This window comes from Terriglobus aquaticus, from assembly GCF_025685415.1.
Classification (GTDB): domain Bacteria; phylum Acidobacteriota; class Terriglobia; order Terriglobales; family Acidobacteriaceae; genus Terriglobus; species Terriglobus aquaticus.
This window is the reverse complement of the sequence record NZ_JAGSYB010000001.1, coordinates 797,362-818,016: the sequence shown is the minus strand read 5'-3', so window position 1 is coordinate 818,016 and position 20,655 is coordinate 797,362. Positions and strand designations below refer to the sequence as shown.

18 protein-coding genes are annotated in these 20,655 nt (G+C 62.6%); 13 read left to right on the top strand and 5 right to left on the bottom strand.

The genetic code is table 11. The features are described 5' to 3' along the window. Positions 1-10: 10 nt before the first annotated feature. Positions 11-787: a cytochrome c oxidase subunit 3 gene (locus OHL12_RS03575; protein ID WP_263412464.1), complete on the top strand. Its 777-nt coding sequence runs from the start codon at positions 11-13 to the stop codon at positions 785-787. A gap of 28 nt (positions 788-815) precedes the next feature. Then, positions 816-992, top strand: a complete 177-nt coding sequence (locus OHL12_RS03570; RefSeq protein WP_263412463.1) for a copper resistance protein CopC — start codon at positions 816-818, stop codon at positions 990-992. 21 nt (positions 993-1,013) lie between these two features. On the opposite strand, the gene OHL12_RS03565 is transcribed toward OHL12_RS03570, so the two are convergent. Then, the gene (locus tag OHL12_RS03565) at positions 1,014-2,048 is read right to left on the bottom strand and encodes a M20/M25/M40 family metallo-hydrolase (RefSeq protein ID WP_263412462.1); all 1,035 of its coding nucleotides are present in this window, start codon (positions 2,046-2,048) and stop codon (positions 1,014-1,016) included. Between the two features lie 110 nt (positions 2,049-2,158). Between OHL12_RS03565 and deoC the strand changes: the two genes are divergently transcribed. From deoC to aroA, 3 genes are read left to right on the top strand one after another with little or no spacing between them, the layout of a single operon-like run. After that, positions 2,159-2,887, top strand: coding sequence for a deoxyribose-phosphate aldolase (gene deoC, locus OHL12_RS03560; protein ID WP_263412461.1), 729 nt, complete (start codon positions 2,159-2,161; stop codon positions 2,885-2,887). Between the two features lie 10 nt (positions 2,888-2,897). Continuing rightward, positions 2,898-4,808, top strand: coding sequence for a SpoIIE family protein phosphatase (locus tag OHL12_RS03555; RefSeq protein WP_263412460.1), 1,911 nt, complete (start codon positions 2,898-2,900; stop codon positions 4,806-4,808). 41 nt (positions 4,809-4,849) lie between these two features. Then, positions 4,850-6,145 (top strand): 3-phosphoshikimate 1-carboxyvinyltransferase, encoded by a 1,296-nt coding sequence (gene aroA / locus OHL12_RS03550; RefSeq protein ID WP_263412459.1) that lies wholly within the window; start codon positions 4,850-4,852, stop codon positions 6,143-6,145. On the opposite strand, the gene OHL12_RS03545 is transcribed toward aroA, so the two are convergent. The 4 genes from OHL12_RS03545 to OHL12_RS03530 form a co-directional block, all read right to left on the bottom strand. After that, positions 6,096-7,145, bottom strand: coding sequence for a glycosyltransferase family 9 protein (locus OHL12_RS03545; RefSeq protein ID WP_263412458.1), 1,050 nt, complete (start codon positions 7,143-7,145; stop codon positions 6,096-6,098). The genes aroA and OHL12_RS03545 overlap by 50 nt on opposite strands. A gap of 29 nt (positions 7,146-7,174) precedes the next feature. Beyond that, a complete protein-coding gene (locus tag OHL12_RS03540) occupies positions 7,175-7,687 on the bottom strand; it encodes a bifunctional nuclease family protein (RefSeq protein ID WP_263412457.1) in 513 nt (170 codons plus the stop codon). Next, complete coding sequence (miaB, locus tag OHL12_RS03535; protein WP_263412456.1) at positions 7,684-9,018, bottom strand: tRNA (N6-isopentenyl adenosine(37)-C2)-methylthiotransferase MiaB; 1,335 nt, start codon at positions 9,016-9,018, stop codon at positions 7,684-7,686. The genes OHL12_RS03540 and miaB overlap by 4 nt, the downstream gene beginning before the upstream one ends. Positions 9,019-9,082: 64 nt before the next feature. Then, positions 9,083-12,310 (bottom strand): TonB-dependent receptor, encoded by a 3,228-nt coding sequence (locus tag OHL12_RS03530; protein WP_263412455.1) that lies wholly within the window; start codon positions 12,308-12,310, stop codon positions 9,083-9,085. A 451-nt stretch (positions 12,311-12,761) separates the two neighbouring features. Here OHL12_RS03530 and OHL12_RS03525 point away from each other — a divergent pair, with 451 nt between their 5' ends. The 8 genes from OHL12_RS03525 to OHL12_RS03490 all read left to right on the top strand — a co-directional run bounded on the left by OHL12_RS03525 (position 12,762) and on the right by OHL12_RS03490 (position 20,620). Next, positions 12,762-13,682, top strand: a complete 921-nt coding sequence (locus OHL12_RS03525; RefSeq protein WP_263412454.1) for a hypothetical protein — start codon at positions 12,762-12,764, stop codon at positions 13,680-13,682. Positions 13,683-13,739: 57 nt separating this feature from the next. Then, positions 13,740-14,597 (top strand): ATP-dependent sacrificial sulfur transferase LarE, encoded by an 858-nt coding sequence (gene larE, locus OHL12_RS03520; RefSeq protein WP_263412453.1) that lies wholly within the window; start codon positions 13,740-13,742, stop codon positions 14,595-14,597. A gap of 49 nt (positions 14,598-14,646) precedes the next feature. Next, positions 14,647-16,065, top strand: a complete 1,419-nt coding sequence (larC, locus tag OHL12_RS03515; RefSeq protein WP_263412452.1) for a nickel pincer cofactor biosynthesis protein LarC — start codon at positions 14,647-14,649, stop codon at positions 16,063-16,065. After that, positions 16,062-16,844, top strand: coding sequence for a nickel pincer cofactor biosynthesis protein LarB (larB, locus tag OHL12_RS03510; RefSeq protein WP_263412451.1), 783 nt, complete (start codon positions 16,062-16,064; stop codon positions 16,842-16,844). The genes larC and larB overlap by 4 nt, the downstream gene beginning before the upstream one ends. Before the next feature lie 58 nt (positions 16,845-16,902). Continuing rightward, on the top strand, positions 16,903-17,970 hold the full coding sequence (locus OHL12_RS03505; protein WP_263412450.1) for an aldo/keto reductase: 1,068 nt from the start codon (positions 16,903-16,905) through the stop codon (positions 17,968-17,970). A 52-nt stretch (positions 17,971-18,022) separates the two neighbouring features. Further along, the gene (locus OHL12_RS03500; RefSeq protein ID WP_263412449.1) at positions 18,023-18,829 is read left to right on the top strand and encodes a high-affinity nickel-transport family protein; all 807 of its coding nucleotides are present in this window, start codon (positions 18,023-18,025) and stop codon (positions 18,827-18,829) included. A 142-nt stretch (positions 18,830-18,971) separates the two neighbouring features. Next, complete coding sequence (locus OHL12_RS03495) at positions 18,972-19,535, top strand: RNA polymerase sigma factor (RefSeq protein ID WP_263415061.1); 564 nt, start codon at positions 18,972-18,974, stop codon at positions 19,533-19,535. Continuing rightward, entirely contained in the window at positions 19,532-20,620 is a 1,089-nt protein-coding gene (locus tag OHL12_RS03490; RefSeq protein ID WP_263412448.1) for an anti-sigma factor, read from the top strand. The genes OHL12_RS03495 and OHL12_RS03490 overlap by 4 nt, the downstream gene beginning before the upstream one ends. The last annotated feature ends 35 nt before the right edge of the window (positions 20,621-20,655 follow it).

The window sequence follows — 20,655 nt, the reverse complement described above, 5'->3', positions numbered from 1 at the left end:
CTTAGTCACTATGCCAGCGATCCTGCATCCCGGTGAAGTGGAGCAGCGCCCGACCCGTCGTTACGACGAGGGTGATTCCGGCGGCGGCCGCCGCCCGCCCATCGACGAGAAACATACCGGCGGCGGTGGAGACAACGACAACTGGAGCAATCAGCCGCAAGGCAGGAGAGGCCCTCGGGAGCGCCTGCAGCGGTACCGTCTCGGCATCTTCTTTGCCTTGGGCGGAGATGCGTTGTTCTTTGTGTCGATCGTGAGCGCCTTTTTTGTCACCAAGCACTCCGGGCACGTGAACGCGAACTACCAATGGGTCAATAGCTGGCTGCCGATCCAGATCCCGGCCATTCTCTGGATCAACACGGCGGTGCTGCTGCTTTCGTCGGTGTCGGTGGAGTTGGCTCGGCGTGCCATGTTCCGCGAGTCTGACCTGATGGAAGAGTGGCTGGGGCTGGGAACGCCGACGCGCAGACGCGTTCTGCCCTGGCTTGCAATTTCGGCGGTCCTGGGCGGCGCGTTTCTATGGGGCCAGTTGACGGCGTGGAGTCAACTGAAGCTGCAGCGCGTGACCTTCCGCGATAACCCGTCGACACACTTCTTCTACCTGATCACTGGCGTGCACGGCGTTCACCTTCTGCTGGGCATTCTGTTTCTGGCAGCCGCGCTGGTTGGGATGAAGGCAGTGCGGTCGCTGGAGTCGCGTCAGATTCTTGTGGACTGCTCGGCCTGGTACTGGCACAGCATGGGCGTGTTCTGGATATTCCTGTTCGCTTTGCTCGTCTATGGGCAATAAGCTGCGCGCGAGTTTACTGGTCGGGTCGATGCTACTCTGCAGTGCTGCCGCCGAGGCCCAGGGCTGCAGTCAGTGCCGCGACACGGTGTCGCAGACCAATCCAGCGCAGCAGCAAAGCTACCGCATCGCCATTGCGATCATGCTCGCCGGTGCCGTCAGCGTGGTCGGTGCAGGCGTGTTTGTGATCCGTCGCTTCGGCCGCTAGGGAACGTGCAGGCGGGCAAGATCAGCGCAGTAGCGACGCTGCCAGTTCCGCGTACTTATCGACAGCTTCCAGCAGTTCGCGCTTCAGCACGCGCTCGTGTTCGGTGTGCGCGACATGGATCGTACCGGGGCCGAGCAACAGAGGTTCGCCCCATGCAGTTAAGGACGAGATGTCCGTCGCGTACTTCGCAACCATAGTAGGCCAGCCTGCGATGCGCTTCATGCGCACGGCAGCCAGGTCCAACGAGTAAGTGACTTTGCAGCGGTCGCCGATGATCGGCTCGATCACGTCTTTCACCTGCTGCGATGGACCAACTAGCCGAATCAGCAATTGCGCCTCTGCCGCATCGGCGATCACGTTGGGAGCGCGGCCGCCGGAGATAAGTCCCACGTTGAGCGTGGATGGTCCGATCTCCTCGTCCACGGGGAGATCGGCCTGGCGCAGATCGTGCAGCACGTCAATGAGCTTGTCGATCGCTGATTCGCCGAGCTCGGGATAAGCCGAGTGCGCCATCTTGCCCGAGGCGGTCAGCACAACTCGCAAAGCGCCCTTGGTGGCCAGCGCGAGCTGATTCTCAGTGGGCTCGCCGTTGATAAGGAACCTGGAACCATGGCCATCCTGGTTGGCGACCTTGGCACCGGCCGAGTCCCGCTCTTCGCCAACGACATACAGCAGACCGACGGGAGTGCCGTTCTTGTGCAGCTTCTCTGCAGCGGCAACCTGCGAAGCAAGAATGCCCTTCGCATCACAGGATCCGCGGCCGTACACGTACTCGTCGTCCTCCGATGAGGGAAAGTACGGCGGCACTGTGTCGAAATGGGTGGATAGGGTAACGAGTGGATTGATGCCGGGCATGCGGGCGTAGACGTTGAAGCGAGGCAGGCCAGAGTGCGATGCGCCCGGAGCGAGTGGAGCGTGTTCTACTGGCTGGCGCTCGACGTCGTACCCGAGTGACTCGAGGTATTCGGCGAGGAAAACGCCGCAGCGGCCTTCGTCGTACGTCGTCGATTCGATGTCGACGAGCTTACGCGTCAGCGCAATCGGATCGATGGGCATGGTGCAAGCATAACCCGGCCCGAGGTTCAGAATGGCAAGACAGCCTGCCAACTGTGCGCTCTACAATGGGGAACGCCCGCGGTGGACCGAAGGAGAAGCAGGAGACACACATGCCCGCCCCAGCCCAGACACCAGCCCAGAACCAAGCATTGACCCCGGCGCAGCTGGCGGCTGTGCTCGACCATACTCTGCTGAAGCCGGAGGCGACGCGCGCCCAGGTGGAGCGCCTCTGCGAAGAGGCCGCCGAATACAAATTTGCGTGCGCCATGGTCAATCCATGCTGGGTTCCGCTGGCCGTGGATCGCCTGCACGGAAGCGGCGTTCCCGTCGGTGTGGTGATCGGCTTCCCGTTAGGAGCTTCGCTGTCCGGCAGCAAAGTGGACGAGGCGCAGGCGGTGCTGCGCGCTGGCGCGCACGATGTGGACATGGTGCTCAACATCGGCTTTCTAAAGAGCGGCATGCATGCGGCGGTGCAGGAAGAGATCGCCGCAATTGCGGACGTGGTGCATGGTGGTGGCATCCTGAAGGTGATCCTCGAAACAGCCTTGCTGACTGAGGACGAAAAGCGCGCAGCAAGCGAGCTATCCGTGGCGGCCGGTGCAGACTTCATCAAGACGAGCACCGGCTTCGCGAGCGGTGGTGCGACTGTGCCTGATCTGCGTCTGATGCGGAGTATCGCCGGAGATCGTTGCGGAGTGAAGGCCTCGGGTGGCATTCGCACCCTGGCTGACGCGATACGCATGCTGGAGGCTGGTGCGAACCGTATCGGCGCGAGCGCTTCTGTCGCCATCGTGAATGAGCTGGCAGGCGGAGCCGCTGCCGCAGCCAGCGGGTACTAAACAGGCAACGATGGCCAAGCGGACGAACGACCGGGTAGAGATCAGCACCGCGGCGCAGCCATCGGCGGCATCGGAGGTGCACGTGTCGCGACCCGATTTCTTCGGGCCAGAGATGGAAGGCGACTACCGCCCGACCGATCCGCAGGTGACCGCAAAGACGGAGCCGCCGCGCGTGAGCATTCCTCAGGACACGGCTGCGCTGCCGCATGTGGACTTCCTGCTGCGGCTAGCCGATGCACTGAACAGTACGCTGGATCTGCAGACGCTGATGACGCGCCTGAGCGACCTGGTGCGCGCCGTGGTGCAGTACCGCATCTTTGCGATTCTGCTGCTCAACGAGCGTTCGCAGGAATTGTGGATGCGATTCCAGATTGGGCACGCACCGGAGGTTGAGCGGACGCGGGTAAAGCTGGGCGCAGGCATTGTGGGCCGGGCGGCACAGACGCGCCGGGCGGTGCTCGTCAACGATGTTCGCGAGGACCCGAGCTACATCAACGCGAACAACGATGTGCGATCGGAGTTGGCGGTTCCATTGATCAGCAAGAACCGCGTGATCGGTGTGATCGATGTCGAATCCGAGGAGGTAGGCGCCTTCACGACCGACCAGCAGCGCCTGCTGGAACTGGTCGCGAGCCGTGTCGCCGTCTCCATTGAGAACGCTCGGCTTTACACGCGCGTGTCGCGGCAGGCACAGACGCTGGCAGTGCTGAACGACATCAGTCGCGAGATCACCAGCATTCTCGACCTGGACGACCTCCTGGAACGGATCGGTTCCTTGCTGAAGCGGGTGGTGGACTTTCAGATGTTCACCATCCTGCTGTGGAGCGATCGCACCCAGCAGTTCGAGCACCGCTTCTCCACGCGCTATGGCGAGCGTGTTCGGCGAGAGCGGGGCGCTGTGTACGGCGTGGGACTGATCGGAAGCGCGGCGCAGCTTCGCGAGCCGGTGCTGGCGCCGGATGTTCGCAAGGATCCTCGCTACATTGCCGTAAATGCAGAGGTGCGCTCGGAGCTTGCCGTGCCGTTGCTGTACAAGGGGCGCGTGATCGGCGTGCTGGATGTAGAGCACACGCGGCTGAACTACTACAACGAGGAACACCAGCGGACGCTGACCACGCTGGCCGGGCAAATTGCAATCGCGATCTCGAACGCACGGCTCTACGAGCGCATCTTTGAGGAAGAGCAGCGTATGGAGCGCGATCTGCAAATGGCGCGCGAAGTGCAGTTGCGCCTCTTGCCACCGCCGCCGAGTTCCATGCCACACGCCGAGTTTGCGGCCCAGTTCCTGCCGGCGCGCTCCATCGGCGGAGATGTTTACGACTTCATCCCGTACGGCCCTGGGCGCGTCGCTATCGCCATCGGTGATGTGAGTGGCAAGGCGGCGCCGGCGGCCCTGTACGCCGCCCTGGTCATGGGCATCCTGCGGCTTCTGGCGGCTCAGCATCTGTCTCCCGCCGCCATGCTGAAGGCGCTAAACGACCAGTTGCAGGAGCGGCGCTTGAGCTCGCAGTATGTGACCATGCTGTTTGCCGTTTGGGACGACAACGCGCGCACCTTGCGGGTGGCAAACGCCGGGTCGGTGCAGCCGCTGTTGCTCACACGCGTGAACGGCGAGGCGAAGGTGCAGACGCTGAAGGCAGAGGGATTTCCGCTTGGCCTGTTTCCCGTAGCCGACTACGACGAAGTAGTGGTCACTGCGGATCCGGGTGACATGGTGACCTTCTTCTCTGATGGCATATCCGACGCGGAAGATCGGCACGGCGAGATGTTCGGTTCGGATCGCATTTGTGAGTCGCTTCAGCGTGCCGCGCCGGAGTCTGCGGAAGCAGCGGTTGCAGCGGTGTTCCAGGCTGTGGACGACTTTCAGGGCGGCGCAGAGCGGTTTGACGACGAGACGCTGGTGATTCTGCGCGTGCGGTAAGCGTGGGTGCTCGCGCTCCGCTGCGATACCCTGCTGTGTGTATGCAAGAGAACACGCACATTGAAGTCGTTTCGCCAGTTCGCTCCTTTCGCGGCAGTGTCCGACTGCCAGGAGACAAAAGCATTTCGCACCGCTACGCCATGCTGGCCGGCCTGGCGAAGGGCACGTCGAAGCTGGCGAACTTCAGCACGGGTGCCGATCCGCATAGCTCGTTGAAGTGCATGGAGCAGCTTGGCGCCACGGTTCGCGACGAGGGCGGTGCGGTCAGCGTGACGGGCGTGGGTGGAACCTTTGCGCAGCCTGCCGGCGACCTGGATTGCGGAAATTCCGGATCGACCATGCGAATGCTGGCCGGTCTGGTAGCACCGCACGCGGGCACATTTCGCTTCGTGGGCGACGCTTCTCTGACCAAGCGCCCCATGGAACGTATTCGCGGACCTCTACAACAGATGGGCGCACGCATCGACCTGACCGAAGGACACGCCCCGATGACGGTCCATGGAGGGCCGTTGCAGGCGATCCGCTTCGAAACGCCGATCGCCTCTGCGCAGGTGAAGACGGCAGTGCTCTTCGCCGGTCTACAGGCCAATGGCTTGACCGAGTTGAAGGAAAGCGTGCGCACACGCGATCATTCCGAACACGCTCTGCGCGCGTTTGGCGCGGAGCTGGAGCGCGATGCAGAAGGCGTGCGGATTGCAGGCGGCCAGACCCTGCAGGCGATTGAAGCGACGGTGCCTGGCGACTTGAGTTCTGCCGCTTTCTTCCTGTGCGCTGCCCTGCTCTTTCCCGAGTCGCAACTGGTGCTGGACGACCTGGGGATGAACCCGTCGCGCAGCGCATTGCTGGACGTGCTGGTTAGCATGGGACTTCGTCTGCAGGTGCTGAACCTAGAGGAGAAACACGGCGAGCTGATCGGCACGGTGCAGGCGAATGGCTCGGCCGATTTGAAGGGCGCAGAAATCTCCGGTTCGCTCTCGGCCCAGTTGATCGACGAACTCCCTGTGCTCGCGGCAGTTGCGCCGTATACCCGTACCGGGGTGACCATTCGCGATGCGAAAGAGTTGCGTGTGAAGGAATCGGATCGGATCGCGCTGGTAGTCCGCAATCTGCGCAACATGGGAGCTGAAGTGGAAGAACTGGAAGACGGCATGATCGTGCCGGGCGGGCAGACGCTGCACGGGGGTGTGATCGACTCCGGGGACGACCATCGCATCGCGATGGCGTTCAGCATTGCCGCGCTGCGCGCCTCCAGCGACACGGCAATCCACGGCGCCGAGGCTGCTGCGATCAGCTTTCCGGAGTTCTTCCCTCTTCTGAGGCAGCTGGGCGCGCAGTAGCAAGCAGGTCGGACGTGGCAGCAAGCACGTCCCCTACGCTGACTTCATCGATGATGTAGTCGTCCGGCGCGGGCGCTGGGAAGTCTGCGTTCTTCAGGATGCGATAACGCGGATGGCCGACCGGCAGCCACTCATGCACCGGCGACCACGCTGGTGCAATGATCACTGCAGGCAGGTTAACCCCTCGCGCGACGTGCAGCGGACCCGTGTCGAGCATGATGCCCAGATCGCATTGCTTCAGGACGGCCGCGAGTTGCGGGATCGAGGTCCTGCCCGCTGCCGAGGTTGTGGAGCAGCTGATCTTTGCTCGCAGAACGTCGATGGCCTCCGTCTCAGCGGGCGCTCCGATGAAGACGAGTTCCGCTCCGTAGAGCGACCGCAAGCGCTGTGCCAGCTCAACCCAACGCTCCTGCGACCAGCTCTTGCGTTGCGTGGGAGAGGTTTGCGTTGCGAGTGCAATGCGCGGGCGGCGAACGTCCTGCAGCAAGGTCTCGGCAAACGCCCGATCCGCTGAGCCAGGATAGAGGCGCGGTTCGGTCGGCCACGCTGGATCACGCGGAACACCCGCAGCGGCGAGCAGGCGAAGGTTGTTCTCAATCTGGCTCTGAGCAGAGTCGAACGCCAGATGCTGCTGAACCAGCGCGCCGTGTACGGCAAAGCCGATGCGACGCGACCGGCCCGCAAGCGCGGCAGCCAGGGTGATCTTCGTTCGTTCGTTGCCGGTGGTCAGCAACGTGACGTACCGTTCCCCGACAAACATGCGTGCGGCACGCAAGGCGCGCACGGCACCGACAGGGTCGTGCAGAGGATTTGGCGTGTGCAACAGCCTTTCGAGGTGCGGATTTTCCTGCCACACCTGCTCGGCCAGACCACTGCTCGCAACCACGACACGCGCCTGCGGCAGTGACCGCTTCAGCAACTCGACCAAAGGCGTGGCATGGACCACAGTTCCGAGTGCGGATTGATACTGCGGAAGAAAAAAGTTCGTTGGGTGCGGCACGCTTCCAGAGTAGCGGCTGTTCACGCAGCCTACATCTTGTACTTGCCGAGATCGTCGTCGTTCAGGTTCTCAAGCCAGCGACGCAGTTCGTCGGAGTTGCCTGAGTCCCGTCCGGCACTGTTCGCCTTGGCGCTGTCCAGAACGCTGCGGGCGACAAAGATAGGGCAATCGGCCCGCATGGCCAGCGCCAGCGCGTCGCTGGGGCGCGCGTCAATGGCGAGCGTTTCGCCGCCCCGTTCCAGCCAGATGACGGCATAGAAGGTGTCTTCGCGCAGGTCGGAGATGACAACGCGGGTGACGTGCGTCTCGAAGCCGCGCAGGATGTTGCGAATCAGGTCGTGCGTCATGGGACGCGGCGTGGTGTTCTTTTCGATCTCCAGCGCGATAGCGTTTGCTTCGAAGATGCCGACCCAAATCGGCAGCACGGCGTCGCCGCCGATGTCCTTCAGAACGATCATGGGCATGCTGGTCACCGGGTCCATCATCAGGCCGCGAATCCGAACCTCGACCTCTTCCTGCGCGGAAGTGTGTGCGGGCTTCATCGTACAGACACCGCCTCGGCCACGAGGCTGTTCGGGTACGTGGCGGTGACGCGCACCTGGCAGTAGCTGCCAAGTGCGGGAAGAATGGGCTGCGTAGTGGTGAAGTTCACCGTCTTGTTCTGCGAGGAGCGCCCGGTGATCTGGCCGCGCTGGCGATTGTAGCCCTCGACCATCACGTCCATGATTTGGCCCTGATGGCGCGAGTAGCTGACGCGCTGCCGTTCGCGTTGCGCCGTCAACAAACGCTGCAGACGCTCCGACTTCACCTCTTCGGGAATGCTGTCTTCCATGGTGATCGCAGGCGTGTTGGGACGCGGCGAGTAGGCGAAGGCGTAGACGGCGTCGTAGCCGGCTACGTCCAGCAGGGACATGGTCTGTTCGAAGTCATCGTCGGTTTCGCCGGGAAAGCCGACGATGATGTCGGTCGTCATGCTGATGTCGCGGGTTGCGTTCTTGATCCAGGAGATCCGTTCCAGGTACCACTCGCGCGTGTACTCACGCTGCATTGCCTTGAGCACGGCAGACGAACCCGACTGCACGGGCAGGTGCACGTGGTCGCAGATAGCGGGGATGGTGTCGATCGCCTCAACAATGTCACGGGTGAAGTCGCGCGGGTGCGACGTGGTGAAGCGGACACGACGGATACCGGGCAGAGCGGCGACGGCGGCGAGCACCTCCGCGAAGCTCATCCGCAGGCTGGGGTCGCGGTAGCTGTTCACGTTCTGACCGAGCAACTGGATGTCGGTGTAGCCCTGGTCGGCCATGCGACGAGCTTCTGCCAGGATGCTCTCGGACGTGCGCGAACGTTCCTTGCCGCGGGTGTATGGCACCACGCAGTAAGAGCAGAACTTGTCGCAGCCCTCGATGATGGTGATGTAGCCGCGATGCGGGTTGGAGCGCGCCGTGAACTCGGTGTCGAAGGTCTCGTCGGTCTGACGGTCGTCGAGGCCGGTGATGCGCTGCTCGCCGGCCTGCAGGCGATCCAGCATCTGCGGCAGGTTGCGATACGAAGCGGAGCCGCTGACGAGCGAGACGTACGGTGCACGCTCGAAAATCTTCTCACCCTCTTGCTGCGCGACGCAGCCAAGCACGGCGAACTGCTTGCCTTCGCCCTGCATGCGCTTGTATTCGTTCAGCCTATGGAAGACCTTCTGCTCCGCTTTGTCGCGGATGGAGCAGGTGTTGTACAGGATCAGGCCAGCGTCTTCTTCGGTCTCGACGCGGCGGTAGCCTTCGTGTTCCAGCGTTCCGATGACCTTTTCCGAATCGTGGGCGTTCATCTGGCAGCCGAACGTCTCGATGTAGAAGGTCCTATTGGCGGGCGAATTCATCACAATCCAGTATACGGCGGCCCCTCTCGCGGTGCAGAGGGTGCGAAAGAGGCCGTCGTGCCGCTTAGAACAGCAGCTTGGCTGCAATCTGCGTGTTGTAGGGCTCGCCCGGGCCAATCCCAGGAGCGCCGTTGTAATCGCCGATCGTGTCAGTCACGCGGCCAAAGCTGGCCGAGCCAAAGCTAGCGCTGGGCGGAGCCAGGTTGATGCGATTACCGACGTTGAACATCTCCACCCGGAGCTGGAGGCTGACGCGCTCGGCCAGCTTTGTGGTCTTGAACAGCGACACGTCAGTGTCCGCGTAACCAGGACCGTAGAACGCGTTACGCCGCAGGTTGCCGAAGGTGCCTGCGGCCGGCTGGGCAAATGCTCCCGGGCTGATCCACTGCACGTAGCGCGAAGCTCCGTTGGGGACGAAAGTGTGCGCTGTGGCCGCGGACGCTCCGGTCACGTTGGGGCGCTGGTAACGGTCGGCAGTTCCGCTGTTGTCGGAAGCGGTGACGATGTTGAAAGGCTGGCCACCGTGCAGGTTAAACGCGGCATTCACCTGCCAACCTTCGGTCAGCCGGCGCGGACCGCCAGTCAAGCGCGGGATGTCATAGGAGATGGCTCCGTTGGCAGCATGCCGCGTGTCGTAATCGGAGTTGCCATACTCAGCCTTGAAGTTGCGACTGTCCTGGGGCAGGCGCGCGCGGTACTGCGTCATGGTGTCCAGCGAGTGGCTCCAGGTGTAGTTCACCTGAGCGGTCAGGCCGTGCCAGCGGTTGCTGCGCAGCGTGGCTTGCAGGCCGTTGTAGTTGCCGTTCGCAATGGATTCCACCTGGTTGATCGCGCCAAAGTTTGGGAACTGGCGGTAATACGGCCGAAGCAACTGCACCGGGGTGGTGCTGGCCGCATTTGGGTTGACCTGGTTGATGTCGCGCAGCGCAACCTGGTGCCGCGACTGGCTGCCCACGTATCCCAGCGAGAAGATGGCAGCATTGCCGACCTGCTGCTCGACGCTGAAGGTGAAGTTCTGGGAAACCGGCGTCTTGAAGCTCTGCGAGACGGAGAAGAGGCCCACGATGCTCGCGGGTCCGCCTGCGAACAGCGGCTGCCCGGCGGCGATCGCGTACGCATTTTGCGTGATCGTCTGCACCGGCGAAGTACCCGCGGGATTCCCTTCCAGACCGTTCGGCGCCGTGGTGCCCGAGGGACGATTGTCGAGGAACGGACTGATGGCAGTTGTGTCGTAGAACAGGCCATAGCTACCGCGGAAGACTGTGCCGGCGTCAGGGCGCGGCTGGAAGGCAAACCCGACGCGCGGGCCAAAGTTGAGCCAGCGCTGCGGGTACAGATTGTCGATGGTCTGCCCCTGTACCACGAGGCCGCCGAGCGACGGAACAAAGGTCGGCAGGTTCTTATCGCCGTTGTGGATCGGACCTTCGTAATCCCAGCGCACGCCGTAGTTCACGTTCAACCTGCGGTTCACCTGCCACGCATCCTGGGCAAACAGGTCGAAGGTGTTCATGTACACCAGCCGCTCCGGGTTTCCGCGCGCCAGGTTGGAGGTGGAAACATACCCGGCCAGAAAGTCGGCGAGCGAGGCGACGTTGCTGTCGGTGTACGGGTTATTCGGGTACGCCACAGCGCTGCCGTTCAACTGTCGGCGACCGCGGGTGCCATCGAAATTGAAGGTTCCCAGGCCGTTGCGGTGGTAGAACTCGTCCAACTGTGCCTTGCGATACTCGCCGCCGAAGCGGAAGGAGTGGCTACCCACGACGTAGGTAAGCGCGTCGGTCACATGGCCGGTGATGTCCCGGCGTCCTTGCGGCGGATTGACGCCGATCTGGTCGAAGCCCGAGAGGATGATGTTGGGCGCTCCGGTAAGACCGGTGTTGCCGATGTTCAAACCGAGAGTATTGACGTCGAAGCTGTGGTTGAAGTCGTCGAACTTCTGGTTGTAAGCGCTCACGCCCAGAAGCACCTGATTGGTCACGCGCGGCGAGAAGGTGTGGTTGTAGACGACCGAGTAGTTCTGAATGTGAATGGGTGCTATCTCGAAGTAGCTGTTCTGAACCACGTTGCCGCTGGGAGCGACCTGATTCCCCTGCCCGATGAAGTAGCGGAAGGAGAGGTAATCGTTGGCTCCGAAGGTGTGATCCAGTTTCAGTACGCCGTTGTTGCTGAAGCCGGTTTCTAGCCCGGGGCTGAAGTTGCCGGAGTTGGCTGGGCCGGTAAGTGCGCCCGGCTCCCACAAGGTGTTCAGCAACGTCTGCGAGAGCGGATTAACGGGAATGCCGTTGAGCGCCAGCAGATTGCGCGCTTCGTTTTGATACGCGGCAGAGGGCTCGGTGCCCAGGCCCTGGATGCCGATGGTGAACTGCTGCCGCTCGAAAGCCAGAAACCAGAATGTCCGGTTCGGCACGATGGGTCCGCCGATGGAGCCGCCGAAGTTCTCGTTGCGCAGCTTCTTCTTCGGCACAAACACAGGGTCGACGCTGAGCGCCTCGTGGCGATTAAAGTAATACGCCGAGCCGTGGAACTGGTTGGTGCCGGACTTGATGATGAGGTTGGCCGTGGCTCCCGGATCGCGCCCCGACTCCGCCGTGGACTGCGTGACCAGCGAGAACTCCTGGATTGCATCGACCGGCATGAGCGTTCCGGCAATACCCTGCACGCCTGACTGATTCACGGCGGAGTTGTTCGTCCAAAGGTCATTGTTGTCGGTACCGTCGATCTGCCAGTTGGTCTGGTTTGCGCGCGCGCCGTTGATGGACCCCAGTACGCCGGAGTAGCCGCCGAAACCGGGCAGCACCCCAACCAGCTTCTTGAAGTCGCGGCCATTCAGCGGAACGTCCTGCAACAGGTGCTCGGGCAGTGTGGTGGTCTGCTGCATGTTCGCGGTGTCCAGCGCGAGGGCGCTTGCGGATACATCGACGGTTGCTGTCTGCTCGGACACTGCAAGGCGGATGGGAAGGGAGTACGTGGAGCCGGCGCTGACGGTGACGCCCTTGACCGCGTACGGCTGAAAGCTGCTGACCGAAACGGTCACGGTGTACTGGCCGAGAGGAAGGTCCGCAAAGGTGTAGTCGCCGCTGGAGGAGGAAACAGTAGTGCGAGCGATGCCCGTATCTTCCTGCGTGGCGGTGATCGTAGCGCCCGCAACGGCCGCGCCGGACGGGTCCTGCAGGTTGCCGCTGATGGAACCGCGGAATGTCTGCGCATGCGCCTGGAAGGTCACTGCGGGTAGAAGCGCAAGGCCGAGTACGGATGCGAGAGGACGCGATCCGAAAGGATGACGGTGAGACATAAAACACTCCGACGCTCGATTGGAATCCTGGCGAGCGAACCAGGTGGAAAGAAGATCAGCAGATGCTTTGTATGATTGGCGTTCGCGCGCGGTGGACCGCCGTCCTTAGCAGGACATCGACGCTGTTTTATGCCAAGAGGAGGGAGCGACAGCAGCCCACGGCCAAACATCGGCCTGCGAGGAGACCACGACCGAGCGCCGCGTTGCAGCCTACGACCCGCAGGGGTGCGGATGGGAGCCTGAGCGCTGAGTACGAAGCTGTCTGCGAGGGGAACATGGATCGAAGCACAGGGCAGTTCGGGGGAGCTACCGACTCGTCAATGTTACACAAGGACGGAAGGGGTGCTTGGGACCGCAGGCGATGGTTGGATTACGCTGACACTGGATGCCTCGCAGAACGGGGACAGCAACCTGCCCTAACGCGCAGGCAGATGGTGGTGAGGATGGATCGATGAGCGACAGCATGGAAGAGTTCGAACATCGGTTGCGCGTGCTGCTGCCAGAGACGTACCAAGTGTTCGACGCAGCGGTTCAGCCCCGCTCGATGGGCTCTGCCGGCCTGCGATATGGGCCAGACGGCAAGGTGGAGTGGGACAAGATGTGGGCGACCTTTTGCCATCTGGCGATGGCCGGCGGACCACCGCATCGCGGCAAGCTGCTGGAACCGTTCCGCGGTTCGAACCTGACGCCAGAGCAGCAAACCAGCATGCTTGCCGCTTCAGCAGAAATCGGCCGAGGCATTGGCCTGGTCACCCGTTTGTGCGCTGAGCCCGCGAGCCGCGCAGGCTGGCTGCGCCTGTACTGTACGAGCGCGGCGATGGCTGGGTGGGTGGCTCGAGCCATCGTGATGGAGAACGTGACGGCGGTGGTGCAGGGCTTGTCCGTATTCCTCCCCACCGGCCCGCACTTCCGCGTCGAAAAGGAGATCAAGAACGTGATCACCTCTGTCGCGAAGACCTGTCACTACTGGCAGGACCACATGACGGAGGCGCAGCATGCGCAGGTCGCCGAGCTGCTGGCCGCCATGGACCGGCAGATGCCGCTGCTTCAGCCTGGCTTGGACGTAACTCCGATTTCAGAGTCCACCCGCAGACGCATTGAGGACGAGATTGCGCAGGAGACTTCTTTCGAAGTTGTGGATCGCTATGAAGATTGGGTCGGCTTGGATTGCGGAAGTGTCGCCGCCGCGATCTGGCTGATGCGTGCTCTGGCCGTATGCAATTGCTCTGCCCGGCGCGAAGAGACGATCCTGTTTGCACCGCTGAACGCGCAGCAGGACAGCGACGGAACCCGGGTGGTTGCGGCGCTGACAGAGGCGACCCGGATGGCGCGAAGCTTTGGCGTGCTCCAAGCATTGGAAGTACGTGCTTGAGTCGTCGCCGGGATCCGGTCTGCCGCGTGCATCCAATTGACTGCAGACGGGGAGAGGATGAAGGAACACGTGAATGCCGAGACAATGACGCTTGCCGAGAAAGCACGGCTGCTGGACGAGTCACTGCTGGCGCTCGGTTCCGTGCTCATCGCATACTCCGGCGGGACGGATTCGGCATTCCTGGCGTTTGCGGCCCATCGGGTGCTGGGCACTGGCGCAGTCGCGGCCATTGCGGACTCGGCTTCTCTGCCCCGTGCAGAACTCGCGCAAGCCCTTACCTTCACGGCCGAGCACGGGATTGCAACGCGGGTGCTCGTGACGGACGAGGTGAGTCGGCCGGAGTACGCCCGCAACGACTCGTCTCGCTGCTTTCATTGCAAGGACACGCTGTTCCAAGCCATGGAGACGGAGCGCGCCCGGCTCGGCCTGGCGCATCTTGCGTTTGGCATGAACCTGGACGACCGTGGCGAGTTTCGGCCGGGACAGCGTGCCGCGGCACAGCACCGGGTAGTGGCTCCGCTCGTCGAGGCACACCTGACAAAGGCAGATATCCGGACTCTGGCGCAAGAAGCCGGCCTGACGCTTTGGAGCAAGCCAGCCAGCGCCTGCCTGGCCAGCCGCATCGAGTACGGCCGCCCTGTGACCCCACACAATTTGCGGCAAGTGGAAGAGGCTGAGGCAGCTTTGCATGCGCTTGGGTTCTCGCAGGTACGGGTGCGGCATCATGGGGATCTGGCGCGCATCGAGATCGACCGCGCCGATCTGCCGCGGGCGCTTTCCGCAGAGATGTTGCAGCGGTTTTCTGCCGCGCTCAAGCTGCTCGGGTTCACCTACGTCACGGTGGACGCTGACGGATACCGGTCGGGATCGATGAACGCGGTGCTGCCCGCTTCAGCTATCGCTGCGGCGCGTTAGAGACCGGCGTGCGTTCACACAAATTGCTTGAGGAGAGAAGGTAGCACCGATGCGCGTCGCATACCTTGATTGCTTCGCCGGGATCGCCGGGGACATGCTGCTAGGAGCGCTGGTCGATGCCGGTGTTCCGCGATCGGTCCTGGAGGATGCTGCCGATGCAATGAACCTGGGAGCCTCGCTGCAGTTCGACTCGGTCGATCGCAGTGGCATCACGGCGGTGAAGGTGCGGGTGCTCGATCAAGGCCAGCCAGCAGAAGTCCCGGCGCCCTCGCGGCCGGAAGAGCAGCGGAAAGGCGAGCCCTACTCCCCGCAAGCGAAGACTCAGCATCAGCATCGCGAAGGTCACCATGGGTTCACGTCGACCCCTGGTGCGAACACGTGGGACGAGGTCGCCATGGATGCAGGTGCCGACCTCGACGAGGGTCACGCGCGGTCCCTCACGGACATACGCGAGATCATCGGTAGGTCGCGGCTCACTGACGACGTAAAGCACCTCGCGATGCGCACATTCGATCTGCTCGGCGCGTCTGAGGCGAAGATCCACAACGTTCCGGTCGACGAGATCCACTTCCACGAGGTCGGCGCGGTGGATGCCATCGTCGATATCGTGGCCTCGGCAGCAGGGCTGGTTCACCTGCGCGCGGATGCTTGGCACTGCTCGCCCGTGAATGTCGGCAGCGGCACCGTTCGCTGCGCGCACGGCGTGTTCCCTGTCCCGGCACCCGCGACCGCAGATCTGCTGCGTGGCGTGCCGACGTATGCTGCCCATCTGCAAAAAGAGCTGACCACGCCAACGGGCGCGGCACTGCTGCGCGCGCTATCGCCCACCTACGGTCCTCAACCTGTCATGCAGGTGCAGAGCATCGGTTACGGCGCAGGTACGCGCAACCCCCCGGGCTTCGCTAACGTTCTCCGGCTTTGCGTGGGAGAGGCCTCTGCCCCTGCGGGCTCCGAACGGAATGGATTTGCCGAGAGCGCGCTGAGTGCGGCGTTTCAGGAACCGGCACAGGAGTCCATTGCTGTGATCGAAACCGCGGTCGACGATGCAACGCCGCAGCTTCTCGCGTATGTGGCAGACCGTGCGCTCGATGCAGGCGCCATGGATGTGATGTTGGCGCCGGTCATCATGAAGAAGGGCCGGCCTGGAACATTGCTGACCGTGCTGGCCCGGTCAGAAGACGCGCACCGGCTGGAGCAGATGCTGCTGCGAGAGACCACGACGCTTGGGGTCCGCACCCGCATGGATCGGCGCGTGTGCCTCGACCGCGAGCACGTGGACGTTCAGACCGAGTTCGGTAATGTCCGTGTGAAGATCGGAAGATCGATGGGCGAGACCTTGAACGCGAATCCAGAGTTTGAAGATTGCCGCCGGCTGGCGGAACAGAACGGTGTGCCGCTGAAGCAAGTCCATGCTGCGGCCATGGCGGCCTACCTGAACGCACACAGCACGAAGGGGCCGAAGTCATGAATCCCGCCGCGGTTCTGGAGTTGTTGGCTGACGTTCAGCGCGGCTCGCTTTCGCCCGAGCAAGCTTCCGATCGACTGGCGAAGTTGCCATTTGAGGACACGGGAGAAGCGCGCATTGACCACCACCGGGCGCTTCGCACCGGCCTGCCAGAGGTAATCTATGCGGCGGGCAAGACTCCGGAGCAGGTGGCGGACTTGTTTGCGCGCATGACTGCGGCCGGGTCTGACGTGCTGGCAAGCCGCGCCACGCCGGAGACCGCTGCCGCGGTACAGGCGTTGACACCGCAAGCGCACTACCACCAGACGGCGCGCCTGATCTCACTGCGGCAAACTGACCTGCCAGCCACCTGGGGACACGTCGCCGTGCTGTGCGCCGGCACCAGCGACCTGCCCGTAGCGGAGGAGGCAGCCCTTACCGCGGAGTTCTTCGGAACCCGGGTCACACGCTTTTTCGACGTTGGTGTGGCGGGGCTGCATCGATTGCTGGCCGTACGCGACCAGGTCCTCGAAGCGCATTGCGTGATCGTGTGCGCCGGCATGGAAGGCGCGCTTCCGTCGGTGGTCGGCGGACTGGTGGCGGTTCCCGTCATCGCTGTCCCGACCTCGGTGGGATACGGAGCTTCGTTCGCCGGCACAGCCGCCTTGCTTGGGATGCTGAACTCCTGTTCGCCTAACGTAAGCGTGGTGAACATCGATAACGGATTTGGAGCCGCGTATTCGGCAACTCTGATCGCCCGGGCCAGCGATCCCAGGAACGGCGCAAAAGCGGCTGCGCGGTAAGCTGGCACGTCGTCACGAAATCGCATCCCATTGGAAGTACGGCACACAGGAGAAGACCATGGAGCGCAGAGATTTCCTGAAGACGGCGGCAGCCGCGGGGGTTGCCTCCGTCGCAACAGCCTCTGCGGACGCACAGGCGGGCAAGACCTCAGACCGGGCGCCGGTACAGCGGCCCGAGGCGCCGGGCATGCTCTACCGCGAGCTGGGCACGACGGGTGAACGCGTCTCAGCCATCGGCATGGGCGGATATCACCTGGACAAAGACGGGAAGATCCCTCAGGCAGATGCGATACGACTGGTCCGCAGCGCGATCGATGCGGGTATCACGTTCATGGATAACTGCTGGGACTACAACGACGGCATCAGTGAAGTGCGCATGGGCCAGGCGCTGAAGGATGGCTACCGGCAGAAGGTCTTTCTGATGACCAAGCTGGACGCCCGCACTGCGAAGGACTACGACAAGCAGTTGGAGCAGTCACTGGGCCGCCTCAACACCGACGTAATCGACCTGGTGCAGTTTCACGAGATCCTCCGCTTTGAAGACCCGGATCGAATCTTTGCAGACGACGGTGCGATTCACGCCGCAATGGCTGCGAAGGCAGCCGGCAAGATTCGCTACATCGGCTTTACGGGTCACAAGGACCCACAGATCCACCTGCGCATGTTCGAGATCGCGGCCCAGCACGGCTTCAAGTTCGATACGGTGCAGATGCCGGTCAACGTCTTCGACGCGCACTTCCGGTCGTTCACGAACCTGGTGATCCCGGTGGCGGTCAAGGCCGGAACAGGCGTGCTGGCGATGAAGACGTTTGGGGACGGCTGGCTGCTGAAGACGAATACCTTCCAGCCGGCAGAGGCGTTGCATTACGGCCTTTCCGTCCCGGGCGTTTCTGTTGTCATCACCGGCATCGACAAGCCGGAGATTCTGCAACAGGCTCTTACGGCAGCTCACGACTTCAAACCGATGACGGAGGCGCAACGAAGCGACCTGCTGGGGCGTACACGGGAGGTAGCGCTGACCGGCCGGTTTGAGCCTTTCAAGACCTCGAACATCTTCGACGGCACGGCCCAGAATCCGAAGTGGCTGGGCGGCAGCAGTGCAAATCCTGAGACGAAGCCTTCCTAACCATGCGAGGCTTCCGGCAGTGCGGGTCTGTAGAGCGTGAGCGGGAACGGCGTTGAGCGCCTTTCTCCTCGCGAAGGCTGTGTCATTGTGCGCCCTTCTACCGGGGGAACAACCGCACTCCGGCCGAGTCCTGTTCCTGGTGGGTCTTGGCCTGGTGCTGGGAATGCGTCACTCCACGGACGCCGATCACGTGGTTGCGTTGTCGACCATTGTCACAAGGCAGCGATCCATCGCGCACGCGGCTCTCATCGGATGCCTTTGGGGCCTGGGTCACACCATCACCGTCTTCCTCGTGGGATGCCTGATCATCCTCTTTCACGTGCAGATACCGATTCGGCTAGGTCTGCTGATGGAGTTCAGTGTGGCCGTCATGCTGGTGCTCCTTGGCATTCTTAACCTAACCGGCTTGCTGCCGTACCTCTCGCGCCGGTTCGCGACCGCCCCTGAACCAGCAGGCGTTTCCCTTTCCGAAGTCGAGGAAGCTGGATACAGCCCGCTTCGCAGCTCGCTAACCCAGCTGGGCGTGTTCCATACACTGCGGCCTTTGTTCATCGGTCTGGTACACGGTTTAGCCGGCTCTGCTGCCGTGGCACTTCTGGTGCTTGCGACCATTCAGGATCCGGTCTGGGCGGCCGTATACCTGGTGATCTTTGGTGTGGGGACTATGCTGGGCATGGTGCTGATGACCACACTTTTTGCCATTCCCCTCAGGTACGGCTCGACGCGATTTCATCGCTGGACCGACTCGCTGGGGTGGATTTCAGGCGGTATCAGCCTCTGTTTCGGCCTGTTCCTGATGTATCACCTTGGCTTTGTGGATGGGCTGTTCACCACTCACCCGCAGTGGACACCGCAGTGACGCCGCCGCGGCAAAGGGTGCCGCAAACGTCACGAGCCAACGAATTTTGTTGCGCAATCGTTCCACAAGGCTTCCAGCGCTGTGTATCGTATGCACGTAAGTGGCTGTAGGCCACAAACCATCCGCCTTCCCCGAACGTTCTATGAGTGACTCTTCAACGCGACCGAGACTGGAAGAGGGCCAGGAGTCAGATCCTGCTCTGCTTCTCAGAATCAAAGAGGGCGATGAGCAGGCACTGACGCGCCTCTTCCAAAGGCACTCGAAGCTCGTCTTTTCAGTCGCCATGAGAGTCCTGAACGATCGAGAGGACGCAGAAGACGTTCTCCAGGAGATTTTCATGCAGGTCTGGAGAAAGCCGTTCGAGTTGCGCGAGGACCAGCAATCGCTGGAACCGCTACTGGCGGTGATGACGCGGAACCGTGCGGTGGACAGCATTCGCAGGCGGAAGCTGACGCAACCGGTCGACGATCTGCCCTTGGCGTCGCCGGTGAACCTTGCTGCGTCGTCCGAAAATAACCTGCTGTTGGCGCGGGTGCGCGAGGTGGCGAGTCAGCTTCCTGTTGAACAACAGACGGCGTTGGAAATGGCGTTTTTCGAAGGACTGACGCATACAGAGATCGCAGCCAAAACGGCCACACCCCTGGGCACGGTCAAGACACGTATTCGGGCGGCGGTCAATCTTCTGGAAAGGACCCTGAAAGCATGAGCATGCATGGGTTTGTGACAGAAGACGACCTGATCCTGTACGCGATGCAGGCGCTGTCTGCTGAAGAGATGACGCAGGTGGCGGGCCTGGTGGAGAGCGATCCGGAGGTGGCCGCCAGACTGGCTGAGATTCAGTCAGTTCTCGGACTATACGCATCGGCAACGACCGTTATGGAAGAGGTGCCTGCATCGGCGCTGAGTCGCCTGCAGAGCAGCGTGGAACGGGAACGTACCGTACCAGTTGCCGCGGCGCCAGCACCGCGCAGGGTTGCCGAGGTGGTCGAACGCTCGCCTCGCTGGAGCTGGAGCCTGGGGCTGCTGTGGGCCGGGTGGGCAGTGGCAGCGGCTCTGCTGGTCGGAGTTGGCCTGCTGCTGCGCAGAAATCATGAGGCGCAAAGCCAGGTTGCACAGTTACACGACGCACAGTCACAGGTTGCAAGCGTGGCTGCGGAGCGGGATCGGTTACGCAACTCCCTGCAACAGGCGGGAGTTCAACTGACGACCAAGCAGCAGGAAGCTGCACAGGCGCAAAGCCGGGCGGCTGCCCTCTCTGCACAGAGTGCCGCGCTCGCGGCAAAGGCCGACGCCACAGCCCTGCAGGCGCAGCGTGCTGCAGCCAAAGCCGACTCGCTGGCCGCCACGGCAAATCAGACGGAAGCCGAGCGGAAGCAGCTCGGCGAAGCTCTAACTAAGGAACAGCAGATTGCGGCAGCTGCGGCGGACTCGCAACAAGTGCTTGCGGCTTTGGCGGATCCCACTGCGCTGCACGTGACCCTCACCGTTCCGAAGGAGAAGAAGCGGCCCTCCGGGCGAGGCACCTACCTCGCCAGCACGGGTACGCTTGTTTTCACGGGCAGTGATCTGAGCAGCCTTCCGGCGAACAAGGTGTATGAACTCTGGCTGATGCCGGCGGACGGTTCCGCACCCATCCCCGCTGGCACCTTCAGGCCTGATAACGCAGGCAACGCAACGCTAATCAACAGCCATTTCCAGCACGTCGCTGCTACGGGCTTTGCAATCACGGTAGAGAATGCTGGCGGCTCGCTCACACCCACGATGCCGATTGTGCTGGTTGGCGCGAGCTAGAAACGTTCGGAAGCGTGATCCCGCGGTGAGCATGT